We start from the raw sequence: 21,375 nt of genomic DNA, 5'->3' as shown, positions 1-21,375 counted from the left end.
GAAGCTTGTCGATCAGGCTGGGGCTGAAGGATAATGGAGGTCATGCTGCAAAACATCATCCCGCCTCGCCTCAAGAGCGTGCTTGCTAAACGTCCTCAAGGTTCGAACGGGGCTTGGCGTAAGCGTGCCCTCATCTTGACGGGCGTTGTTTTGGCTCTTTGTGTGCTGGTGCATGTGGGCGTGCGATTTGTTCTTTGGCCGCAAATTGAGAAATCCAAAACCTCCGTTGAAAGACTCATTAGTGCTCGCATTGGTGCCGATGTATCTATGGACTCTCTACAAGTTTCATGGACGGGCATTAGACCTAATTTTGAAATTGAAGGTTTGCGCTTCAACCCGCCCGATAAAGCGAAACCGCTCTTACTCATTCAGAAGATTAATGGACAACTCAGCTGGGCAACTTTTTATCACCTAGCACCATTCTTTCATGAGCTTAATATCGAGGGCGCCGAAATTTATGGGCAACGTAATGGCAAAGGCGTCATTACTGTTGCTGGCATACCCATAGATAGAAAATCCAATGACTACTCTACTGAGAATTGGCTCTTTTCTCAAAATGAGATTCGTGTAAGTAATGTCAAATTATTTTGGGATGATCAACTCAAAAAGAAACCCATTACTTCAATAGATATTCAAAAGCTTTCTCTTAGTAACGGCATTCGTAGCCATCAAGGCTCACTGAGTGTCATTACCCCCTGGACCAAAGGGCCGGTCTCGCTTGATATTGATCTTGTTCACCATATCGGCGGCCAAGCGGGTAATTGGCGCGATTGGATCGGGACTATCTCTTGGAATATAAATGAACTCCAGCTCACTCAAATAGCAAATGAATTTGCTCTCTCGCTCAATACGCTTGAGGGAGTAGTGAACTCCAATGGAAAATTAAAAATTGACAACGGCAAACCTGATGGCGGAGAAATTTATCTTGCTGCCGATCGTTTAACTATTCAACTATCTAAAGATGAAGATGCTATTGCTCTTGGAAGGCTAGAAACCAACCTGGTTCAAGAAACTGATAATGGATTGATATCTGTTACTACCAAGACATTTGCCTGGCGTGATATTGAGAGTCCAGTATCTACCCCCCTCGAGAATTTAAGCCCAATGACTTTCCGCTGGAGACCACCAGCAGGAGACGGGGAAATTAAAGAGTTTGGTTTTTCATCGCCAAAGATTTCGGTTGAAGATGTTGCCTTATTTGCCCTCAACCTACCGCTATCTAAAAAAGTTCATCAGTGGATTAAAGCCTCACAAGCTGATGGTGAGTTACAAGATCTCGATATCAATTGGTCTGAAAGTAAATCACCCTTATCTGCCCTCAATATTCCCGGCGGCTGGTTCAAGTCGAACAAAGTAGACTTTACTGTGAGCGGAAAACTCATCGACCTCAGCTTTGTTGGCATCAATAAAGCTATGCCTTCAGTATCCAAACTGTCTGGCTTCCTTTCTGCCGACCAAAACAAGGGCAGCTTCTCGATTAAATCCAGCGATCTAGAGCTCGAGGTTAAGGACCTATTGGTTGATCCAAAAATCAAGCTTGATCAAGCCAATGGTCAAATTTCTTGGGCAAAACAAAAAGGGAATTGGGTCGTTAATGCAAAGCAGTTGGCGCTTAGTAATTCTGAGATTTCAACCACGCTCAATCTCAATTACATCATTGGTGAAGGTAAAAATCCTGACTTCATGAACCTGGACATGAATTTTGCTCAGGCTGACCTCAAAACCGCCTATCGTTATTTACCCGTTGGCATGGGTGGTGATGCCAAATCCTATTTAAGTAAAGCCTTTGATGCAGGCATCATCAAAAATGGTAGCTTGCATATTAAAGGTGATCCTAATGAAGTGCCCTTCCCCAAATCGGGTACCGTAGAATTTAGCCTCAAACTTCCAGTTACTGACGCTACTTTCAGCCCAGTGCCAAGCTCATCTACCGCACAAGGTATCTGGCCCGCATTCAATAAAGTAAATGGCATGATCAATATGCAGAATGCCAACTTTACGGTAGACATTGATCAAGCAAACTACAAACAAGTTGCACTAAGCAAATTTCATGCAGAAATTCCTAGTGTGAGCGCAAAGCAATTACTTCTGACGGTGAATGGTGAGGCTCAAGGTGACGCCCCACAACTACTTGAATATCTATTTGCCTCACCTGTTGGTAAAAAACAGATTGCGCTTGAGCGCAATCTAAAGGTTACAGGACCTACCAAGCTCAATTTGGCTCTTAGCATTCCCCTATCAGGGAATGAAGACACCAAAACTGACATTCAATTAAGTTTTCCTGGCAACAGAGTCCAGTGGGATGACTTGCCTCCTCTGGATAACCTCAAAGGAAAGATTCGTATAACCGAGATCAATCCTGAATTCGAAGATATCACCGCTAATTTCCTAGGTGGCGCTATTAAGATTTCAAGCGCAACGCCAAATCAAGGCGGCCAGAGCTACAACATCTCAGGCGATATTAGCGCTAGCTTTATTAGAGACTACTTTGCAAAAGATGCATCGGTTCAGGTGGCGCCGATTTTGCAAGCAATGAGCGGCGTAGCAAGGTATGAGGGTGCCATTCATTTTAATAAAGGCAATAGCGAAACCAATCTCAAGATTGATATGCGTGATTGGGCCAGTTCGGCGCCAGCACCCGCGAAAAAGCAGATGGGGGCACCCATGTCAGGCCAATTAACTCTGAAGTCCTTTGCGAAATCACCCTCCACCTCCAGTCGCTTTACATGGGATGGGAAAATTGGTGACGCCTACTTTATTCAAGGTGAACTTGGCAGTGATGACACTCTTCGTCATGCCGTAGGCATTGGCACTAACGCAGTGCCACCAGCTCAAGGATTTCAACTCAATCTTGCAACTTCAGAGCTCAATCTCGACGTATGGCAAGATTTTTTAGAAAGCCAAAAGAAGAAAGGCTCCTCTAAAGCGGAAGAAAATAATCCAAGCAATATTCAAATTGCCGCCCAAGTAAAAAAAGTCATTTTGTTTGAGCGCAATTGGCAGGATCTGAATTTTTCAGCAAGCAATAAAAATGCTGCTTGGCAAATGCGCATTAATTCACCCTCCATTGCCGGCCAACTGCAATACACAGAGCCTAATAAGTCGCAGCCAAGTGGCTTGATTAGTGGCCGTCTAGCACAACTCAAGTTTCCCGAGAAAGTCAGCGCTCCAATTGAGGTCAAAAAGCCAGCCTCAAAAAATCTTCCTGTCAAAACTGCGGTTAATCCTGACTCCATTCCCAGTATTGACTTAGCTATTGATGACTTCAACTGGGGCAAGGCTCAACTTGGTCAGGTGAAAATTAAAACTAGGACAAACAACAACGTCCTCAATATGGATTCCATTCAATTTAATAACCCCCAAGGTAGCTCTGTTTTGACTGGTCGCTGGGTTGGTGCTGCTCAGAATCAAGCTGAGCACACAACGGTGAATGTTGATTTAGACATTAAGGATGCTGGTCAAATTATTGGACATTGGACCAGCCAAAAATCAGTCGAAGGTGGCCAGGGCAAACTCACAAGTAACGTGGAGTGGGATGGCACTCCTTTCACACCTCAATATGACACTCTAGCCGGTAAGGTAACTTTGAATCTTGAAAAAGGTCGCCTGTTAGAGGTGAATACTAGCGGCGCTAAGCTACTGGATGTTCTCAGTCTACAAAGTTTGTTTAGATTTGCTACTTTGGACCTCAAGGGAAGCGTGGGCAATATTGTGACTAAGGGAACTCCGTTTAATTCGATTGATGCTTCTTTTGATATTAGCTCTGGAGTTGCTCAAACAAAACAATTCACAATGGGTTTAGACCAAGCACGGGTTGCCATGAATGGACAAATCAATATCCCCAAACAAACGCAAGATTTACGTGTCACTATATTCCCAACAATTGATGCAACAGCCGGCTCATTGGCTGCCTTTGCTATTAATCCCATCGTAGGTCTGGGCGCATTGGTTGGGCAGTACTTAATTACGAGTCAAATTAACCGAAATCTCCAATCAGACTATCTGGTCCAGGGCTCTTGGGATGATCCAGAAGTGATTCCCCTTGATCAAAAGGGTCAGCCAATTGACTCGAAAACATTAGACACTATTCGCAGCAAAGACTTGTTAAAAGAACAAAGCAAGCCAAACAGCACTAACTCTGGACCACAAAGTAACCCAACCAATTCAGGCAACCTCAATAAAACTTCCAACTAAATCATCATGAGCCCATCAGCAAACAGCGCAGATCTCAAGATTTCCTCCATTCAGATGGTTTCCACTCCTGATTTACGGGAGAACTTATCTGCAGCAAGCAGGCTCATCGCCGCAGCTGCAACTGACGGCGCACAACTAGCCGTCTTGCCAGAGTATTTTTGCTTAATGGGTCTCAAGGACACCGATAAAGTGCGCGCCCGCGAAAGTATTGGAAACGGCCCCATCCAAGAACAACTTTCGGATATTGCAAAACAAAATAATATTTACCTAGTGGCAGGCACTATTCCACTGGAAGCAAAAGATCCTAATAAAGTACTCAACACAACGCTTGCCTTTAATCCTGCAGGCGAGCAAATTTCTCGTTACGACAAAATCCATTTATTTGGTTTTCAAACAGCAACCGAACGCTACCAAGAATCCGAAACGATTGAGGCTGGCAATGAGCCAGGCCTCTTAAAAATTTCAATTAATGGAAATGATTGGACCTTTGGCTTGAGTATTTGTTATGACCTGCGCTTTCCAGAGCTCTATCGCGCCCTTGGACAGGTAGACTGCCATATCATCCCAGCCGCTTTTACATATACAACTGGCAAGGATCATTGGGAAATCCTCTTACGTGCTCGCGCTATCGAAAACCAATGTTACGTATTAGCATCTGCCCAAGGCGGCATCCATCAAAATCAACGTCGCACTTGGGGTAACAGCATGCTGATTGATCCTTGGGGCAGTATCTTGGCTAACCTCCCTGAGGGGGAAGGCTTTATTTCCGGAGTTTTGTGCAAAGATAAATTAAACGAGGTACGCTCTAAGTTACCCGCACTTGCGCATCGCAAGCTTTAAAGAAAGATTTGCTGAATCACATGAATGCACCAGAAGCACTATTCCCCGCCAATTGGACCAAAGCCAAAAAGCAAGCAGACCTCATCAAACTAGCCAAATCTATTTTGCTCGAACCAACCGGCTTATCCGAGCAAGATTTGCACGGCACCTTTGGCAACCTATTTGCCCATCGCCTTGATGATGCAGATCTTTACTTCCAACATACTCGGAGTGAAAGTTGGAGTCTTGAAGAGGGTATCGTTAAATCCGGCAGCTTTAATATTGATCAAGGCGTTGGTGTGCGCGCTATCTATGGCGATAAGACGGCTTTCGCTTATTCGGATGAGATTAATTTAGAAGCATTAAATAAAGCAGCCAAAGCTACTCGAGTAATTGGGCCAGAGGGTGGCAAGCAAGCGGTTGCAAGCAAGCTGTTTAACCCCGTATCCAATAAGCTCTACTCGGATGTGAATCCTTTAGATTCTCTTGAGCCCAAAGAAAAAATCGCGCTTCTGGAAAGCATAGAACGTCGCGCTAAAGCACGTGACCCACGGATCATCCAAGTGATGGCCAGTCTGGCTGGGGAATTTGATGTTGTATTGGTTGTGCGTGCAGACGGCTTATTAGCGGCAGATGTACGCCCACTAGTACGCGTTTCGGTACACGTTATTGCAGAACAGAATGGTCGACGTGAATCAGGCTCTTCTGGCGGCGGTGCACGTCATGACTATCTTTACTTTAATACTGATTTGATTAATCGCTATGTCGATGAGGCTGTTGACGGAGCCCTAGTAAATCTGGAATCGCGCCCAGCGCCTGCTGGTCCAATGACAGTTGTAATGGGACCAGGCTGGCCTGGCGTTCTATTGCATGAGGCAGTAGGTCATGGTCTCGAAGGTGACTTTAATCGCAAAGGATCCTCTGCTTTTGCTGGTCGCATTGGACAACGTGTTGCAGCTAAAGGTGTCACCGTTGTGGATGATGGAACTTTATCTGGACGCAGAGGCTCTCTGAATATCGATGACGAAGGTACTCCCACTCAATGCACCACCTTAATTGAAGACGGCATATTGAAAGGTTACATTCAGGACAGCCTGAATGCCCGACTCATGAATATGCCCCTCACCGGCAATGGTCGCCGCGAAAGTTTTGCTTCGCTGCCAATGCCGCGCATGACAAATACCTATATGTTGGCCGGTAAAGAGGATCCTCAAGAAATTGTCGCCAGCATCAAGCGCGGTTTATACGCAGTGAACTTTGGTGGTGGTCAGGTTGATATCACTAGTGGCAAATTTGTGTTTTCTGCTTCAGAGGCCTACTGGGTTGAGAACGGCAAAATTCAATACCCCGTCAAAGGCGCGACCATTATTGGTAGCGGGCCAGAATCCCTAAAACAGGTTTCTATGATCGGAAATGACCTGAAATTAGACGGTGGGGTTGGGGTTTGTGGCAAGGAAGGGCAAAGTGTTCCAGTCGGGGTTGGGCAGCCTACCCTGAGGATTGATAGCCTGACTGTGGGTGGGACTGCCTAATACTGGCTAATTACGGCTTAAAATAGCCGGATGAGCCAACAAAATACGAATCCCGCCAATTGGTACTCTGCTGTCGACAAGACTTCAGATACTGACGATCAACGCATTGACAACATTTCTGTTCTGCCTCCGCCAGAGCATTTAATCCGTTTCTTTCCGATTTCTGGAACACCTACTGAAGCGTTGATCAGCAACACTCGCAAAAAGATCCGCGACATTATTCATGGCAAAGATGACCGCTTACTCGTGATCATCGGACCATGCTCCATTCATGACCCAAAAGCAGCGTTGGAATATTGCCAACGCCTCTTAGCTGAGCGCGAGCGTTTTGCCGGTGAATTAGAAATTGTGATGCGCGTGTATTTTGAAAAGCCACGCACTACTATTGGCTGGAAGGGTTTGATTAACGACCCGTATCTGGATGAAAGCTATCGCATCGAAGAAGGTCTTCGCCTTGCGCGTCAGGTGTTAATGGAAATTAATCGCCTTGGCATGCCTGCTGGTAGCGAATTCTTAGATGTGATTTCTCCGCAATATATTGCGGATCTGATTTCATGGGGTGCTATTGGTGCGCGTACTACTGAGAGCCAAGTTCACCGCGAACTTGCATCTGGCCTATCCGCACCTATCGGATTTAAGAACGGTACTGATGGCAACATCAAAATTGCTACCGATGCGATTCAAGCAGCAGGTCGCCCTCATCATTTCTTATCCGTTCATAAAAATGGTCAAGTATCGGTTGTGGAAACTAAAGGCAATAAAGATTGCCACGTGATTTTGCGTGGTGGCAAAGAGCCAAACTATGAAGCTCAGTTTGTGCAAGCGGCCTGCTCTGAGCTAGAGGCAGCCAAGCTTCCAGCCAGTTTGATGGTTGATTTATCCCATGCCAATTCAAGTAAGAAGCATGAGCGTCAGATTGTGGTTGCTGACGATGTGGCGCAGCAAATTGAGTCTGGCTCACACCAGATTTTTGGCGTGATGGTTGAGAGTCATTTAAATGATGGTGCTCAGAAATTTACGCCAGGAAAAGATGACCCAAGTAAATTGGAATACGGCAAGAGCATTACGGATGCCTGCATCAACTGGGATGACTCTGTGAAGGTACTAGAGCGTCTAGCTACAGCCGTTAAGAAACGTAGAAGCAAGAAAAAGTAATACTGCAGTATTTTTTAAGTACCACTGATAAAAGAGACTAATTTATTTAGTCTCTTTTTTTTCATGCTTCCACAACACATCCGAACCGCCAGCCGCACGATTCAAAATACGTGCAAGCACAAAGAGCAAATCAGATAGGCGGTTGACATATTGACGAGGGGAATCATATAAAGGCTCTTCCCAACCCAAGCGAACAATCGAACGCTCTGCCCTGCGACATACGGTGCGGCAAACATGGGCTTGTGCAGCAGCACGAGTACCGCCCGGCAAAATGAATTCAGTCAAAGGGGGTAATTGTTTGTTGTATTTTTCGAGCCAAACATCTAGCTGCGCTACATGCTCAGGATTGAGCAGTTTGTAATTAGGGATGCAAAGTTCACCCCCTAAATCGAATAAATCATGCTGCACCTGCAGAAAAAGCTCCTGTAATTCAGCAGAAATGCTCGCTGGGATCTCCTCAGTCATTAAAACCCCGATTTCTGAGTTCAGCTCATCGATATCGCCCATGGCGCAGACCCGAAGGTGATCCTTCTCTACGCGACTTCCGTCACCCAAGCCCGTCATTCCTGCGTCACCGGTTCTAGTGGCGATTTTTGATAGTCGATTTCCCATAAGCTTAATTATAGGTAAATGGCTAAAATGATTCTTATGAATATGGTGACCCCACCCCCCGAATTAGCCGCTATTAGCGCCCTTCAGTCCAAATTGGTTGCGACCTTGCGCCCAATCCTGCCGGAACATGCCCTTCTATGGGAGCCAGAAGACACCATTCCCTATGAATGTGATGGTCTGGCCGCTTACCGTCGGATGCCTTTGGCAGTAGCTCTGCCAGAAACAGAAGGGCAAGTTACCCAAATTTTGAAGATTTGCTATGCAATGCAAATCCCCGTAGTGCCTCGCGGATCGGGAACTGGTCTCTCGGGTGGTGCAATGCCTATTTCTCAGGGGTTGGTACTGTCATTAGCCAAGCTCAAGAAAATTGTCAGCATTGATCCATTTACCCGCACTGCAGTTGTTCAACCTGGCGTGCGCAATCTTGCTATTTCTGAAGCAGTTGCCCATCTTGGCTTGTATTACGCTCCAGACCCCTCCTCTCAGATTGCCTGTTCAATTGGTGGCAACGTCAATGAAAACTCCGGTGGTGTGCACTGTCTTAAATATGGGCTTACTCTGCACAACGTTCTTCGCGTGCGTGCAATCCTCATGAATGGTGAGATTGTTGAATTTGGCGGCCTAGCACCCGATGCACCAGGCCTTGATTTATTAGCCATCATGATGGGCAGCGAGGGCATGCTAGCTGTTGTGACTGAAGTTACGGTCAAATTGGTTGCTAAACCAAAATTAGCACGTGTCATCATGGCGAGTTTTGATGACATTGAAAAGGGTGGTAATGCAGTTGCCGCCATTATTGCTGCTGGCATTATTCCTGCCGGTCTTGAAATGATGGACAAGGCTACTACCCGCGCTGTAGAAGAGTTTGTACATGCTGGCTATGACTTAGACGCTGCAGCTATTTTGCTCTGCGAATCTGATGGCACTCCTGAAGAAGTGGCTGAAGAAATTGAACGCATGACTAAAGTACTCGAAGAATCTGGCGCTAGTGGCATTCAGATCTCCAAAGATGAAAGCGAGCGCTTAAAGTTTTGGAGTGGGCGCAAGAATGCCTTCCCTGCTGCAGGTCGGCTGGCAGCTGATTACTACTGTATGGATGGCACTATTCCGCGCCGCCATATTGCTACGCTCCTCAAGCGCATTCAGGGCATGGAAGAAAAGTACGGCCTTGGTTGTTTAAATGTTTTCCATGCGGGTGACGGCAATATGCATCCATTGATTTTATTTAATGGTGCCGATCAAGACGAATGGCATCGCGCAGAAGAATTCGGCACTGAAATATTAGAAGCCTGTGTTGAGCTTGGCGGCACCATCACTGGTGAGCATGGTGTTGGCATTGAAAAAATTAATTCGATGTGTGTTCAGTTTGGTGAAGGTGAGCGCGAATCTTTCTGGGGCGTGAAGAGTGCCTTTGATCCAGAAAAATTACTCAACCCAGACAAAGCTATTCCGACTTTAAGTCGCTGCGCAGAATATGGTCGCATGCGCATTAGCGGCGGCCAATTGCCTCACCCAGAATTGGAGCGCTTCTGATGAGTCACTCCCATCCACAAATTAATGCATTCCAAGAGCAAATTCTCAATGCAGCAAAGAATAAAACCCCGCTCTCGATTGAAGGCGGTGGCACTAAAGCTTGGTATGGCAATCCGAATAGCTATACAAAGCTAGATACACGTACTTACTCCGGTATTTTGGAATATCAGCCAGAAGAATTAGTCATCACCGCCTGTGCAGGCACTCCGCTAAAAGAAATTGAAGCAGCTCTAAAAGAAAAGAATCAGGTGTTTGCTTTTGAACCACCACACTTTGGTGAACATGCAACCTTTGGTGGTGCAATTGCCGCCGGACTTGCTGGCCCAGGGCGCATTGCTGTGGGCAACTTCCGTGACTTTGTATTGGGTGCTCGCATTATTGATGGCAAAGGCCAAGATCTTTCCTTTGGCGGTAAGGTCATGAAGAACGTAGCGGGATATGACGTCTCTCGTTTACTGCCCGGCTCTTTGGGAACGCTTGCTCTTTTGTTGGAAGCCTCAGTCAAGGTCTTACCTAAACCTGCGGCGACCGCAACCTTACGGTGCCAGATCTCCCAAGAGAAAGCCCTCAAGATATTGAACGAATGGGCTGGACAGCCACTACCTTTATCTGCAAGCTGCTGGATTGGTTCCACTACAGGCGGCGATGGAGAGTTAACTTTCCGTCTTGCGGGTGCCGCAGCCGCGGTTAAAGCCGCAATTCCTCTCATGAGTTCTTTGGTTATGGCTACTGAGGTTAATCCTGAAACCGCAGAACATTTCTGGAATGATTTACGTGAGCAAAAACTTTCTGCATTTGCCAATCTAGGTGCCGATCAAACGCTTTATCGCTTAGCACTCCCTGCAGCCAGTGGGCCAATTACTATCAGTGGTGCCTCGGATGAAATTGTTCTAGAGTGGCATGGTCAACAACGTTGGATTACAGCGCCTGGCGATGATGCTACCTTTAAAGCCATCAAGGCCATTGCTAATTCCCATGGCGGACATGCAACTCGCTTTAAACAGGGTGCCAATGTAGATCCTAGCAATCAGCGCTTTACCTTGCTATCCGAGCAAGCTCACTCCTTTGCCCTTGAGGCAGTGCAAGAACGCCTGAGATCAGCTTTTGATCCTGCAGGTGTATTCGCTACTAAACGCCTTCCATAAGTATTTCTATGCAAACTCAACTCGCCCCTCAATTTGCCAACACACCGGAAGGTATCGAGGCAGCCCGCATTCTGGGCAAATGTGTTCACTGTGGTTTTTGTACGGCCACCTGCCCTACCTATCAAATACTAGGTGATGAGTTAGATGGGCCTCGCGGACGCATCTATCTGATTAAGCAGATCGCAGAAGGGCAGGCACCCACTGAAAAGACTCGCCTGCATTTAGATCGCTGTTTAACTTGTCGCAATTGCGAGAGTACTTGCCCGAGCGGTGTTCAATACGGCAACTTAATAGACATTGGTCGCAAGTGGGCAGAAGAAAATACGCCTGAGCGCCCAATCGGCCAACGCTTGACCCGTTGGGCCCTAAAAGAAGGTTTAACTAAGCCTGCTTTATTTAATACGGCTATGACCCTAGGTCGCTTAGTGCGTCCGTTAATGCCAAGCGGCATCAAGCGCAAGATTCCGCTAACTGTTAATAAAGCACTGGCCGATTCCACTGATGCTTACGCAAGACCTACTACAACCCATCAGCACAAAATGGTTTTACTCGAAGGTTGCGTACAGCCTGGCATGCTCCCAAATATCAATTCAGCAACAGCACGTGTGCTTAACGCGTTAAAGATTCAAATGACTAGTGCGCCCAATGCCACTTGCTGTGGAGCACTACGCTATCACCTTAATGATCAAGCTGGCGGTTTAGATAATGCCAAGCAAAATATTGATGCGTGGTGGCCTTTGGTTGAAAGTGGTGCAGAAGCCATTGTCATGACTGCATCTGGTTGTGGTGTGATGGTGAAGGACTATGGCCATCTCTTTGCAAATGATCCCATCTACGCAGCCAAAGCGAAAAAGATTTCAGATCTGACCAAGGATATTTCTGAAATACTGCCTTCCTTGCAAAATGAGCTGGTGCAGCTGGTAGGTACAGATCCAAAACCAGGCGTCGTATATCACCCGCCTTGCACCTTGCAACACGGCCAACAAATTCGCGGCAAGGTTGAGGGCTTACTTTCTAGTATCGGTATTGGTGTGCGTTTATGTGCGGACAGCCATCTTTGCTGCGGCTCTGCAGGCACTTACTCTGTTACTCAACCAGAACTCTCTGAGCAACTTCGTAAAAATAAGTTAACCCACTTAAATGCCGCCTGCGAGGAATCTGGTGCAGAGGTCATTGTTTCTGGAAACATTGGCTGCATCACCCATCTGCAGCAAGAAGACACCCCAGTAGTGCATTGGATTGAAATCGTAGATCAACTACTTAGCAAATCTTCTAAGGCCTCATGAATTCCATTGTTGTCAATCTGATGCAAGTCAGAGCAAGGATTGAACTTGCTGCCCTAGCAGCAAAGCGTGAGCCGGAAGATATTGAACTTTTAGCTGTTAGCAAAACCTTTCCTGCCGCTGCCGTTGAAGAAGCTATGCATGCTGGTCAATCGGCTTTTGGTGAAAACTATGTGCAAGAGGCCGTTGAAAAAATTGAGAAGTTAGCCAAATTACGCCCTTGGTTGAACTGGCATTTCATTGGACCTTTGCAGAGCAATAAAACCAGAGAAGTAGCCCAACACTTCGATTGGGTTCATAGTGTGGACCGCCTCAAAATTGCAGAACGCCTATCCGCCCAACGTGGCGAGTTTCCAGATTTACCGCCATTGATGGTTTGCGTACAAATCAATGTTAGCGAGGAAGAGAGCAAAAGCGGCATTTCTCTGGTTGAAGTTGAAGAACTCTGTAACGCTATTACCTCTTTACCAAACTTAGTTCTGCGGGGCTTGATGGCAATTCCCGCACCTAATCCAGACCCTGCCTTGCAACGCCAGGCTTTTGCAGCCGTACAAGATTGTTTCAAGCGCATACAAGCCAGCCATTTCACTGAACTTGGTTACCAGTTCTTTGACACCCTTTCGATGGGCATGTCCGATGATTTAGAGGCCGCCATCGCTGAAGGCAGCACTTTAGTTCGCGTTGGTACAGCCATTTTCGGGAAGCGCGATAAGATTAGCAAATGAGCACAAACAAAATCGCACAAAATAATAGCAATGCGCACATCACCTTTGTTGGTGGCGGCAATATGGGGCGCGCCCTCATTAGCGGCCTTCTTGCTAGTGGATTCGAATCCAATCAAATCTCTGTTGTAGAAGCAAATGCTACAACCGCCCTCAAGCTGCACGAAGATTTTGGCGTTCAAGGCATTAGCGCTTTAGAACATATCTCTTTTGACTTCTCTAAAAATAATGTGCTTGTCATGGCGATCAAACCCCAAGACTTCAATGTCGTCGCCAAAGGTTTGGCATCTAAACTTAAGCATGCTAGCGCTCCCGGCCCACTCATTCTGAGCATCGCTGCCGGTATTCGCCTAAAAGATATGAGTCGCTGGCTTGATCACACACGCTGTGCGCGCGCTATGCCCAATACTCCAGCCTTAATTGGTAAAGGGATTACCGGTCTTTTTGCAGATGCAGCTGTAGATCAATCTGACCGCGCCTTAGCTGAAACCATTTGTAATGCGGTAGGTCAAACCGTTTGGGTAAAAGAAGAAAAATTGATGGACGCAGTAACTGCTGTTTCTGGTAGTGGCCCAGCCTATGTCTTTGCATTTTTAGAGGCAATGCAATCTGCTGGAGAGAAGCTCGGTCTTGATACAGAGACGGCTCGCAAGCTGGCGTATGCCACTCTTGAAGGCGCTACACAGCTCGCCCATAACTCTGATGAGCACGCTGGCGTTCTCCGCGAGAGAGTCACTTCAAAAGGCGGAACCACTGCTGCTGCTCTAGATGTCATGAAACAACAAGGTTGGCATGAAATTTTAGAAAAAGCGATTGATGCAGCCAGTCAGCGTGGCAAAACGATGGGCGATGAACTCGGCCAGAGTTAGTTAATACCTAAACCCAGCACAATTCCTATAAATAAAAATCCGCCTAACCAGTTGTTATGGCGGAATGCTTTAAAGCAATTATCTCTATTGCGAGTTGAAACCAACTTCAAGTGATAGATTGCGCAAGCCAATGCAGCGAACCAACCCACTAAATAATAATTGCTTAAGTTGGCTAATTGCGCCACCCATAGCTGACTCAGAAAAAGCATCCCGTAGCTTATTGCTATAGCGACGACATCGTACTGACCAAAAGTAATGGCCGATGTTCTCAACCCTAGGCGCAGATCATCATCGCGATCAACCATGGCATAAGCGGTGTCATAAGCAATCGCCCAAAAGATGTTCCCAATAAATAAGAACCAAGCCTCTAGGGGGATGAAATCCAAAATAGCCGCATACGCCATCGGAATGCCAAAGCCAAAGGCAATACCCAAGACAGCTTGAGGCATGACAAAAAAGCGTTTAGTAAAGGGATAGACGAAGGCTACTAGCAAAGCAAGCACGGATAACTGCTTTGTAAATAGGTTCAGGGGCTGAATGAGTAAAAAGGCGAGTAGTGCCAAAATACCAGCTACGGCTACAGCCTCTTTGCCGGAGATTTTTCCACTCGTGACTGGGCGACCTTGGGTCCGTTTAACATGCCGATCAAAATCACGATCAGCATAATCGTTGATTGCGCAGCCCGCACTACGCATCAAAAAAGTACCAACCGTAAAGATCAGCAAAATAGATAAATCAGGCACGCCACTGCTTGCCAACCAAAGAGCCCAGAGCGTAGGCCATAACAGTAATAGCGTACCAATTGGCTTATCTAGCCTGATTAGGTACCCGTAAGAAATAAAACGATCTTTTAAATTCATAAGGTAATTATCAGGCCTTCAGAAATTCAGCTCGAGATCCGAGCCAGCGCTCTAAATGACGCTCTACCAGATCTGCATGCTCAGCGAGTAAGCGCTCAGCCGCCTGTTGAGCCAACTCAATTAACCAGGCGTCGCGTTGCAAATCAACAAAGCGCAACATCGCATCCCCTGATTGCTTTGCGCCCAATAATTCACCCGGACCACGCAGTGATAAATCTCGCTCAGCAATCACAAAACCATCTGAGGTCTCACGTAAAGTTTGTAGACGCTCCTTGGCGGCCATTGAAAGTGGTTCGGCATACATCAAAATACAGACCGAATCCGCAGACCCTCTACCCACGCGCCCGCGTAATTGATGAATCTGGGCATAACCAAAACGCTCAGCATGCTCAATCACCATTAACGCCGCATTAGGTACGTCTACCCCAACCTCAATTACCGTAGTAGCCACTAAGAGCTGAATCTCGTTTGCCTTGAAGGCAGCCATGACTGCCGCTTTTTCTTCTGCTTTTAATCTGCCATGTACCAGGCCAACCTTGAAGTCAGGTAAAGCCTGCGTCAGTTGCTCGAAGCTCTCAACTGCGGTTTGCAATTGCAGCACTTCAGACTCTTCAATGAGAGGGCAAACCCAGTACGCTTGCAACCCCTTGGATAACCAACTTTGCAAACCACCGATCACCTCATCACGGCGACTGGCTTTAACTACCTTGGTAGCAATCGGTTTTCGGCCAGGAGGTAATTCATCGATGACAGAGACATCTAAGTCCGCATAGTAGGTCATCGCTAAAGTGCGTGGTATTGGTGTCGCTGACATCATCAGCTGATGGCAGTAGAACAATTCTGAGCCAACCCGTTGCTGAATCTCTAAACGCTGCCTCACTCCAAAGCGATGTTGCTCATCAATCACTGCGAGGCCAAGTTTGGCAAAGCTCACATTTTCTTGAATAAGAGCATGCGTACCAATAATGAGTTGGGCTTGCCCATTCTCGATCACTTCTTGCGCCAATCGTTTTTCTTTGGCTTTCAGACTCCCTGACAGCCAAGCGATTTTTACCCCCAAAGGTTCAAACCATTCTTTCATTTTGAGGTAGTGCTGCTCAGCCAAGATCTCCGTAGGCGCCATGATAGCTGCTTGATAACCATGATCCATCACCCGCGCTGCAGCTAAAGCAGCCACTACGGTCTTGCCGCTACCCACGTCTCCTTGTAGAAGGCGATTCATCGGAAATGATTGAGAAAGATCATTACTAATTTCAGACCAAACACGATCTTGAGCATTAGTTAATTTAAAAGGCAATACCTTTAACAAACCCCCTTCAAGGCTTTGTTTCTTTGCCCTTGGAAAGCTTGGTGCATGCCGCTCCCGACGAATCGCATGGGCACGCTTTAACGAAATTTGCTGAGCAAGGAGTTCCTCAAACTGCACTCGACGCCAAGCAGGATGAGTACGCTCTAGCAATGCTTGGGTATTTGCATCAGCAGGTGGTTGATGCAAATAGGTAATCGCCGCTTGCAAGTTTGGCCAATCATGACTTGGTAGCAACTCTGCCATCAGTTCTTTGGGCAAGAACTCAGCCAAACTATCTTGCAGACTTGGTTCACGCAAGGCTTGTGTCACTGCCTTACGAATAATGGTTTGCGAGACTCCAACACTTGCTGGATAAACTGGAGTCAAACTAACGGGCAAAGGTGCATCTGGAGCGACAGCTCTCACCGTAGGGTGCACCATCTCTGGACCCTGAAAACCTTCACGCACTTCACCGCGGACTCGAATATTGACCCCAACAGCCATTTGTTTTTGCTGGCTAGGATAGAAGTTCAGGAAACGCAGATTTAAGGTTTCAGTTTCATCCTCAATAGTGACTATCATCTGCCTTCTGGGTCTAAATAAGACCTGATTACGAATAACTGCACCTTGAGTCTGAGCGGAGTTAAATCGACCCTGATGTATTGCCTCCTCGATAGTGAGCAGCTCGGTCTCATCCTCGTAACGGGATGGCAAGTGCAAAGCAAGGGCCATAGGGGTATCTAAACCCATCTTTTGGAGTGTGCTTGGCGCTTGTTTAGTAGTCATCGTTAAAATCTAATACCTGATGGTAATGCTATGCAACTCTCCGACTTTAATTACGAACTCCCACCCGAGCTAATCGCCCAACATCCCTTGGCGAATAGAACCGATAGCCGCCTCTTAGAGGTCAAGGCTGATGAGCCAAATCACGTCCAATTGGTAGATCGACAGTTTAAGGACATTCTGAGCATTGTTCAGCCCGGGGACTTATTAGTCTTTAATGACACCAAGGTTATTCCTGCGCGCTTACACGGCAAAAAGGAAACTGGCGGGAACGTGGAGCTGCTCATTGAACGCATTAGCGGTGAAAAGCAGGCTTGGGTACAAATTAGAGCCTCCAAGGTACCTAAGACTGGAACCACTGTTCATATTCACAATCAGGCTGGCGAAACCTTTCCTGTAGAGATGATTGGGTATGACGGACGTTTTTATGAGGTGCGCTTTCCGGAGAATGTGTTTTCTTTGCTTGAGCGTTTTGGTGAGCTCCCATTGCCCCCCTATATTGAGCATCAACCTGATGGAGAAGACGCGCAGCGTTATCAAACGGTAGTTGCCAAAAATCCAGGGGCGGTAGCTGCCCCAACAGCAGGCTTACATTTTGATGAATCTATCTTGCAAGAACTCAAGAAGTTAGGTGTTCATCAAGCGGCCGTCACATTACATGTGGGAGCCGGAACATTTACGCCCGTGCGTGAAGAAGATCTTTCAAAACATAAGATGCACTACGAATGGTTCTCTATTCCCAATGCGACATTAGAAGCCATTGAGACTACCAAGAAAAATGGTGGCAAAATTGTTGCGGTAGGCACTACCAGTCTGCGCGCACTAGAGAGTCAGGCTGCTAGCGGGCAAAATAGCGGCGAGACCAATCTCTTTATTACCCCCGGCTACCAATTTAAAACCGTAGATTGTTTGCTTACGAACTTTCATCTGCCAAAATCTACCTTATTAATGTTGGTCAGTGCTTTTGCGGGAATGGAAAACATTCGCGCCGCTTATCAACATGCCATTCATCAGAAGTATCGTTTCTTCAGCTATGGAGATGCGATGTTTCTATGTCGACTCGAGAATCCAAAGTTATGACCAAACCTGTTCACTTCAATATCCTGGCACGCGACTCGCAAAGCCCAGCTCGCCTTGGTCAGCTTGACCTTCCACATGGCAGCGTGCAAACACCAATCTTCATGCCCGTGGGAACGTATGGCACCGTCAAGGCAATGACACCGCGTGATTTGAATGAAGCCAAAGCCCAAATTATTTTAGGCAATACCTTTCATCTCTGGTTAAGGCCGGGATTAGATGTGATTAAAAAACATGGTGGCTTGCATCGTTTTATGGGTTGGGACAAACCGATCCTCACTGACTCTGGCGGCTTTCAGGTATTTAGTTTGGGCGCGCTGCGCAAGATCTCTGAAGAGGGCGTGACCTTTGCATCTCCAATCAATGGCGACAAATTATTTATGTCTCCAGAAGTGTCAATGGAAATTCAGGCGGTTCTCAATAGCGATATCGCGATGCAGTTTGATGAATGCACTCCTTATGAAATCAAAGGTCAACCCACTTCTGAAAAAACAGCTCGTGCATCACTAGAGATGTCTTTGCGCTGGGGCGATCGCTCTCTCAAGCGTTTTCGCGAACTGAATACAGGCAACGGACTCTTTGGCATTGTCCAAGGCGGCATGTTTGAGAATCTGCGTGAATTTTCTTTAGATGCCGTAAGTCAGCAAGGTTTTGATGGGATTGCTATTGGTGGCTTATCAGTTGGAGAGCCTAAACCCGAGTTTGAGCGGATTCTCAATTTCACTGCACCCAAATTGCCAGAACATATGCCTCATTATTTAATGGGCGTTGGCACTCCAGAAGATCTGATATTGGGCGTTAGCCTAGGCATTGATATGTTCGATTGCGTGATGCCAACCCGCAACGCCCGCAATGGCTGGCTCTTTACCCGCTTTGGCGACCTAAAGCTCCGTAATTCTGGGTACAAGGACGATGATCGCCCAGTAGACCCTACCTGCGCCTGCTATACCTGCCAAAACTTCACCAGATCCTATTTAAATCACCTCCAAAAGGCGAATGAGATCCTAGGGTCCCAGCTAAACACCATTCATAACCTGTCCTACTACCTCCAGCTGATGACTGAGGTCCGCGAGGCTCTCAGCAAAGACCGCTTTAGCGCCTATCGTGAGGAATTTCATAGCAATCGCCAGCGTGGTGTTGAGCCTGGACAGGACTAATAGCCCTACAGGGGGCAAAACCCCCTGTAAATCACCTCCAAAGCCCCACACAGTTTAGAATTGCGGGTTACGGCCATCGGTTTAAAGGTCGAAAAATATCGCAGTTTTTAATTGGTAATTAACGGAGGTTTTGTATGTGGATTAGTAACGCTTTTGCCCAAGCTCCTGCAGCGGGCGCAGATTCCAGTGGCTTGATGAGCTTTCTCCCTTTGATTTTGATGTTTGCAGTTTTGTACTTCATCATGATTCGCCCACAAATGAAGCGTCAAAAAGAAACTAAGGTAATGCTCGAGTCATTAGGCGTTGGCGATGAAGTTGTTACTGTTGGCGGCATCATGGGCAAAGTAACGGCATTGAAAGACCAAATAGTTACCGTTGAAATTTCTGCTGGCACTGAAGTGCACATGCAAAAAGGTGCCATCACTACAGTATTGCCAAAAGGCACTCTGAAGTCTGCTTAATTTATTTGTTTAAAAGTATCTCAATATGAATCGCTACCCTCTCTGGAAATATCTAGTCATTGCCGTTGCATTACTGATCGGCGGACTATATTCATTGCCCAATTTCTATGGTGAGGCACCAGCGGTTCAAGTCTCGTCTGCCAAGCCAACCATCAAGGTTGATTTGGCAACGCAGGCTCGTGTCGAAAAGATTCTTGCAGAAGCCAACATTAATAACACCGGTCTCTTCTTCGAAGTCGCTGGCAATGTAGGCTCGATCAAAGTTCGCTTCAATAACACTGACATTCAGTTGCGCGCACGCGATCTATTGCAGCAGAAATTAAATGTAGATCAAAATGATCCCAACTACACTGTTGCCTTAAACCTGCTGTCTAATACACCGGGCTGGTTAAGTGCAATCAATGCATTACCAATGCCACTAGGCCTTGATTTGCGTGGCGGTGTCTATTTCCTCTTGCAAGTGGATATGAAGGGGGCAGTCCAGAAAAAAGTGACTTCCTTGGCAGGCGATATTCGCAGTCAATTACGCGATAAGAGCATCAGGCATCAAGGTATTGAACGTGGCGCTGACTTTATCTCCATTAACTTCGCCAATGTCGAAGATGCAGATCAAGCGCGCGCAGTACTTACAACGGGGCAACCTGAGCTCATTTGGTTAATCAAATCCAATGGCTCTTTACCTAAATTAGTGGGTGAATTTAAGCCAGCTGCTCTCAAGGCCATTCAAGATAACGCCGTCAAACAAAATATCATCACCCTCAATAAGCGCGTCAATGAATTAGCGGTTAAAGAGCCAGTGATTCAACAACAAGGTGCTGAGCGCATTGTGGTGCAGTTACCTGGCGTACAAGATACCGCTCGTGCCAAAGACATCATCGGTCGCACAGCAACTCTAGAGTCTCGCTTAGCTGACCCCTTGGCGTCTACCATCAGCTTAGGCGAAACCCCTCCTCCAGGCATGGATACTTTCCGCTTTGGTGAAAATCGCTTGGGTGTATTTAAAAAATCAGTCATCTTCAGTGGTGATCGCATTACCGATGCTAGTGCTGGCTTTGACCAAAACCAACGCCCAGCAGTAAACATCTCCCTGGATGCCGCTGGTGGTCGCGTCATGCAAGAAGTGACTCGCGAAAATATCGGCAAGCCGATGGGCATGATCTTATTTGAAAAGGATAAAGGTGAAGTGCTCACCATCGCCACCATTCAAAGTGAGTTTGGCTCTAAGTTCCAGATCACTGGTCAGCCAACTACCGAGAGCGCTAATGACTTAGCCCTGCTCTTGCGCGCTGGATCATTAGCGGCACCAATGGAAATCATTGAAGAACGCACTATTGGACCAAGCCTTGGCGCAGAAAATATTGAGAAGGGCTTTAAGTCGCTCTTGATCGGCTTTACTGCGATCGCGATTTTCATGATGGTCTACTACTTACTGTTTGGCACTTTCTCCGTTGTCGCTTTGGCGGTGAACTTGCTCTTGCTCATCTCAGTGCTATCGATGCTGCAAGCCACGCTCACCTTGCCGGGCATCGCTGCGATGGCCTTGGCTCTGGGTATGGCTATTGACTCCAACGTGTTGATTAACGAACGTATTCGTGAAGAGTTACGTAACGGAGCTTCACCACAAACAGCCATTTCTGTCGGCTTTGATAAAGCTTGGGCAACAATCCTGGACTCTAACGTAACAACCTTAATTGCTGGTCTGGCCTTGTTAGCATTTGGATCTGGCCCTATCAAAGGCTTCGCAGTGGTTCACTGCTTAGGTATTCTGACTTCAATGTTCTCGGCTGTCTTCTTCTCACGTGGCCTTGTTAACCTCTGGTACGGCAGACATAAGAAGATTCAAAAACTCGCTATCGGCCAAGTTTGGCGTCCACAGGAGAAATAA

Annotated in this window: 16 protein-coding genes; 13 read left to right on the top strand and 3 right to left on the bottom strand. The window is 46.9% G+C overall.

The genetic code is table 11. The features are described from left to right. The first annotated feature begins 42 nt into the window (after positions 1-42). Genes ICN34_RS01195 through ICN34_RS01180 form a run of 4 tightly spaced genes read left to right on the top strand, consistent with a single transcriptional unit; the run spans position 43 to position 7,700 of the window. Positions 43-4,194: a YhdP family protein gene (locus tag ICN34_RS01195; RefSeq protein WP_216862507.1), complete on the top strand. Its 4,152-nt coding sequence runs from the start codon at positions 43-45 to the stop codon at positions 4,192-4,194. A 6-nt stretch (positions 4,195-4,200) separates the two neighbouring features. Further along, on the top strand, positions 4,201-5,034 hold the full coding sequence (locus ICN34_RS01190; protein ID WP_216120380.1) for a carbon-nitrogen hydrolase family protein: 834 nt from the start codon (positions 4,201-4,203) through the stop codon (positions 5,032-5,034). A gap of 20 nt (positions 5,035-5,054) precedes the next feature. After that, a complete protein-coding gene (tldD, locus tag ICN34_RS01185; RefSeq protein WP_255538546.1) occupies positions 5,055-6,545 on the top strand; it encodes a metalloprotease TldD in 1,491 nt (496 codons plus the stop codon). A gap of 30 nt (positions 6,546-6,575) precedes the next feature. Further along, positions 6,576-7,700, top strand: coding sequence for a 3-deoxy-7-phosphoheptulonate synthase (locus ICN34_RS01180; RefSeq protein WP_216120378.1), 1,125 nt, complete (start codon positions 6,576-6,578; stop codon positions 7,698-7,700). Positions 7,701-7,742: 42 nt separating this feature from the next. Here ICN34_RS01180 and ICN34_RS01175 read toward each other — a convergent pair whose 3' ends face one another. Next, on the bottom strand, positions 7,743-8,312 hold the full coding sequence (locus ICN34_RS01175; RefSeq protein ID WP_072582808.1) for a cob(I)yrinic acid a,c-diamide adenosyltransferase: 570 nt from the start codon (positions 8,310-8,312) through the stop codon (positions 7,743-7,745). A 42-nt stretch (positions 8,313-8,354) separates the two neighbouring features. Here ICN34_RS01175 and ICN34_RS01170 point away from each other — a divergent pair, with 42 nt between their 5' ends. The 5 genes from ICN34_RS01170 to proC are packed head-to-tail and all read left to right on the top strand — an operon-like array spanning position 8,355 to position 13,864. Continuing rightward, entirely contained in the window at positions 8,355-9,845 is a 1,491-nt protein-coding gene (locus tag ICN34_RS01170) for an FAD-linked oxidase C-terminal domain-containing protein (protein ID WP_216120606.1), read from the top strand. Next, complete coding sequence (glcE, locus tag ICN34_RS01165) at positions 9,845-10,990, top strand: glycolate oxidase subunit GlcE (protein WP_216120375.1); 1,146 nt, start codon at positions 9,845-9,847, stop codon at positions 10,988-10,990. Before ICN34_RS01170 ends, glcE begins: the two co-directional genes overlap by 1 nt. An 8-nt stretch (positions 10,991-10,998) precedes the next feature. Next, positions 10,999-12,276: a glycolate oxidase subunit GlcF gene (gene glcF / locus ICN34_RS01160; RefSeq protein WP_216120373.1), complete on the top strand. Its 1,278-nt coding sequence runs from the start codon at positions 10,999-11,001 to the stop codon at positions 12,274-12,276. Continuing rightward, complete coding sequence (locus tag ICN34_RS01155; RefSeq protein ID WP_216120371.1) at positions 12,273-12,998, top strand: YggS family pyridoxal phosphate-dependent enzyme; 726 nt, start codon at positions 12,273-12,275, stop codon at positions 12,996-12,998. Before glcF ends, ICN34_RS01155 begins: the two co-directional genes overlap by 4 nt. After that, entirely contained in the window at positions 12,995-13,864 is an 870-nt protein-coding gene (gene proC / locus ICN34_RS01150; RefSeq protein WP_072582804.1) for a pyrroline-5-carboxylate reductase, read from the top strand. The genes ICN34_RS01155 and proC overlap by 4 nt, the downstream gene beginning before the upstream one ends. On the opposite strand, the gene ubiA is transcribed toward proC, so the two are convergent. Together ubiA and recG are read right to left on the bottom strand one after the other, a co-directional pair. Further along, complete coding sequence (gene ubiA, locus ICN34_RS01145) at positions 13,861-14,724, bottom strand: 4-hydroxybenzoate octaprenyltransferase (RefSeq protein ID WP_216120370.1); 864 nt, start codon at positions 14,722-14,724, stop codon at positions 13,861-13,863. The genes proC and ubiA overlap by 4 nt on opposite strands. Before the next feature lie 10 nt (positions 14,725-14,734). Next, the gene (gene recG, locus ICN34_RS01140) at positions 14,735-16,798 is read right to left on the bottom strand and encodes an ATP-dependent DNA helicase RecG (RefSeq protein ID WP_072582802.1); all 2,064 of its coding nucleotides are present in this window, start codon (positions 16,796-16,798) and stop codon (positions 14,735-14,737) included. 30 nt (positions 16,799-16,828) lie between these two features. On the opposite strand from recG, the gene queA reads away from it, so the two are divergent. From queA to secD, 4 genes are all read left to right on the top strand, one after another. Beyond that, positions 16,829-17,875: a tRNA preQ1(34) S-adenosylmethionine ribosyltransferase-isomerase QueA gene (gene queA / locus ICN34_RS01135; RefSeq protein WP_216120368.1), complete on the top strand. Its 1,047-nt coding sequence runs from the start codon at positions 16,829-16,831 to the stop codon at positions 17,873-17,875. Then, entirely contained in the window at positions 17,872-19,029 is a 1,158-nt protein-coding gene (gene tgt, locus ICN34_RS01130) for a tRNA guanosine(34) transglycosylase Tgt (protein WP_072582910.1), read from the top strand. Before queA ends, tgt begins: the two co-directional genes overlap by 4 nt. A gap of 134 nt (positions 19,030-19,163) precedes the next feature. Then, positions 19,164-19,490: a preprotein translocase subunit YajC gene (gene yajC, locus ICN34_RS01125; protein ID WP_072582800.1), complete on the top strand. Its 327-nt coding sequence runs from the start codon at positions 19,164-19,166 to the stop codon at positions 19,488-19,490. A gap of 25 nt (positions 19,491-19,515) precedes the next feature. Beyond that, positions 19,516-21,375 (top strand): protein translocase subunit SecD, encoded by a 1,860-nt coding sequence (secD, locus tag ICN34_RS01120; protein WP_216120366.1) that lies wholly within the window; start codon positions 19,516-19,518, stop codon positions 21,373-21,375.

It is taken from the genome of Polynucleobacter sp. Tro8-14-1 (assembly GCF_018881655.1).
Classification (GTDB): domain Bacteria; phylum Pseudomonadota; class Gammaproteobacteria; order Burkholderiales; family Burkholderiaceae; genus Polynucleobacter.
This window is presented reverse-complemented; position numbering and strand designations above follow the sequence as displayed.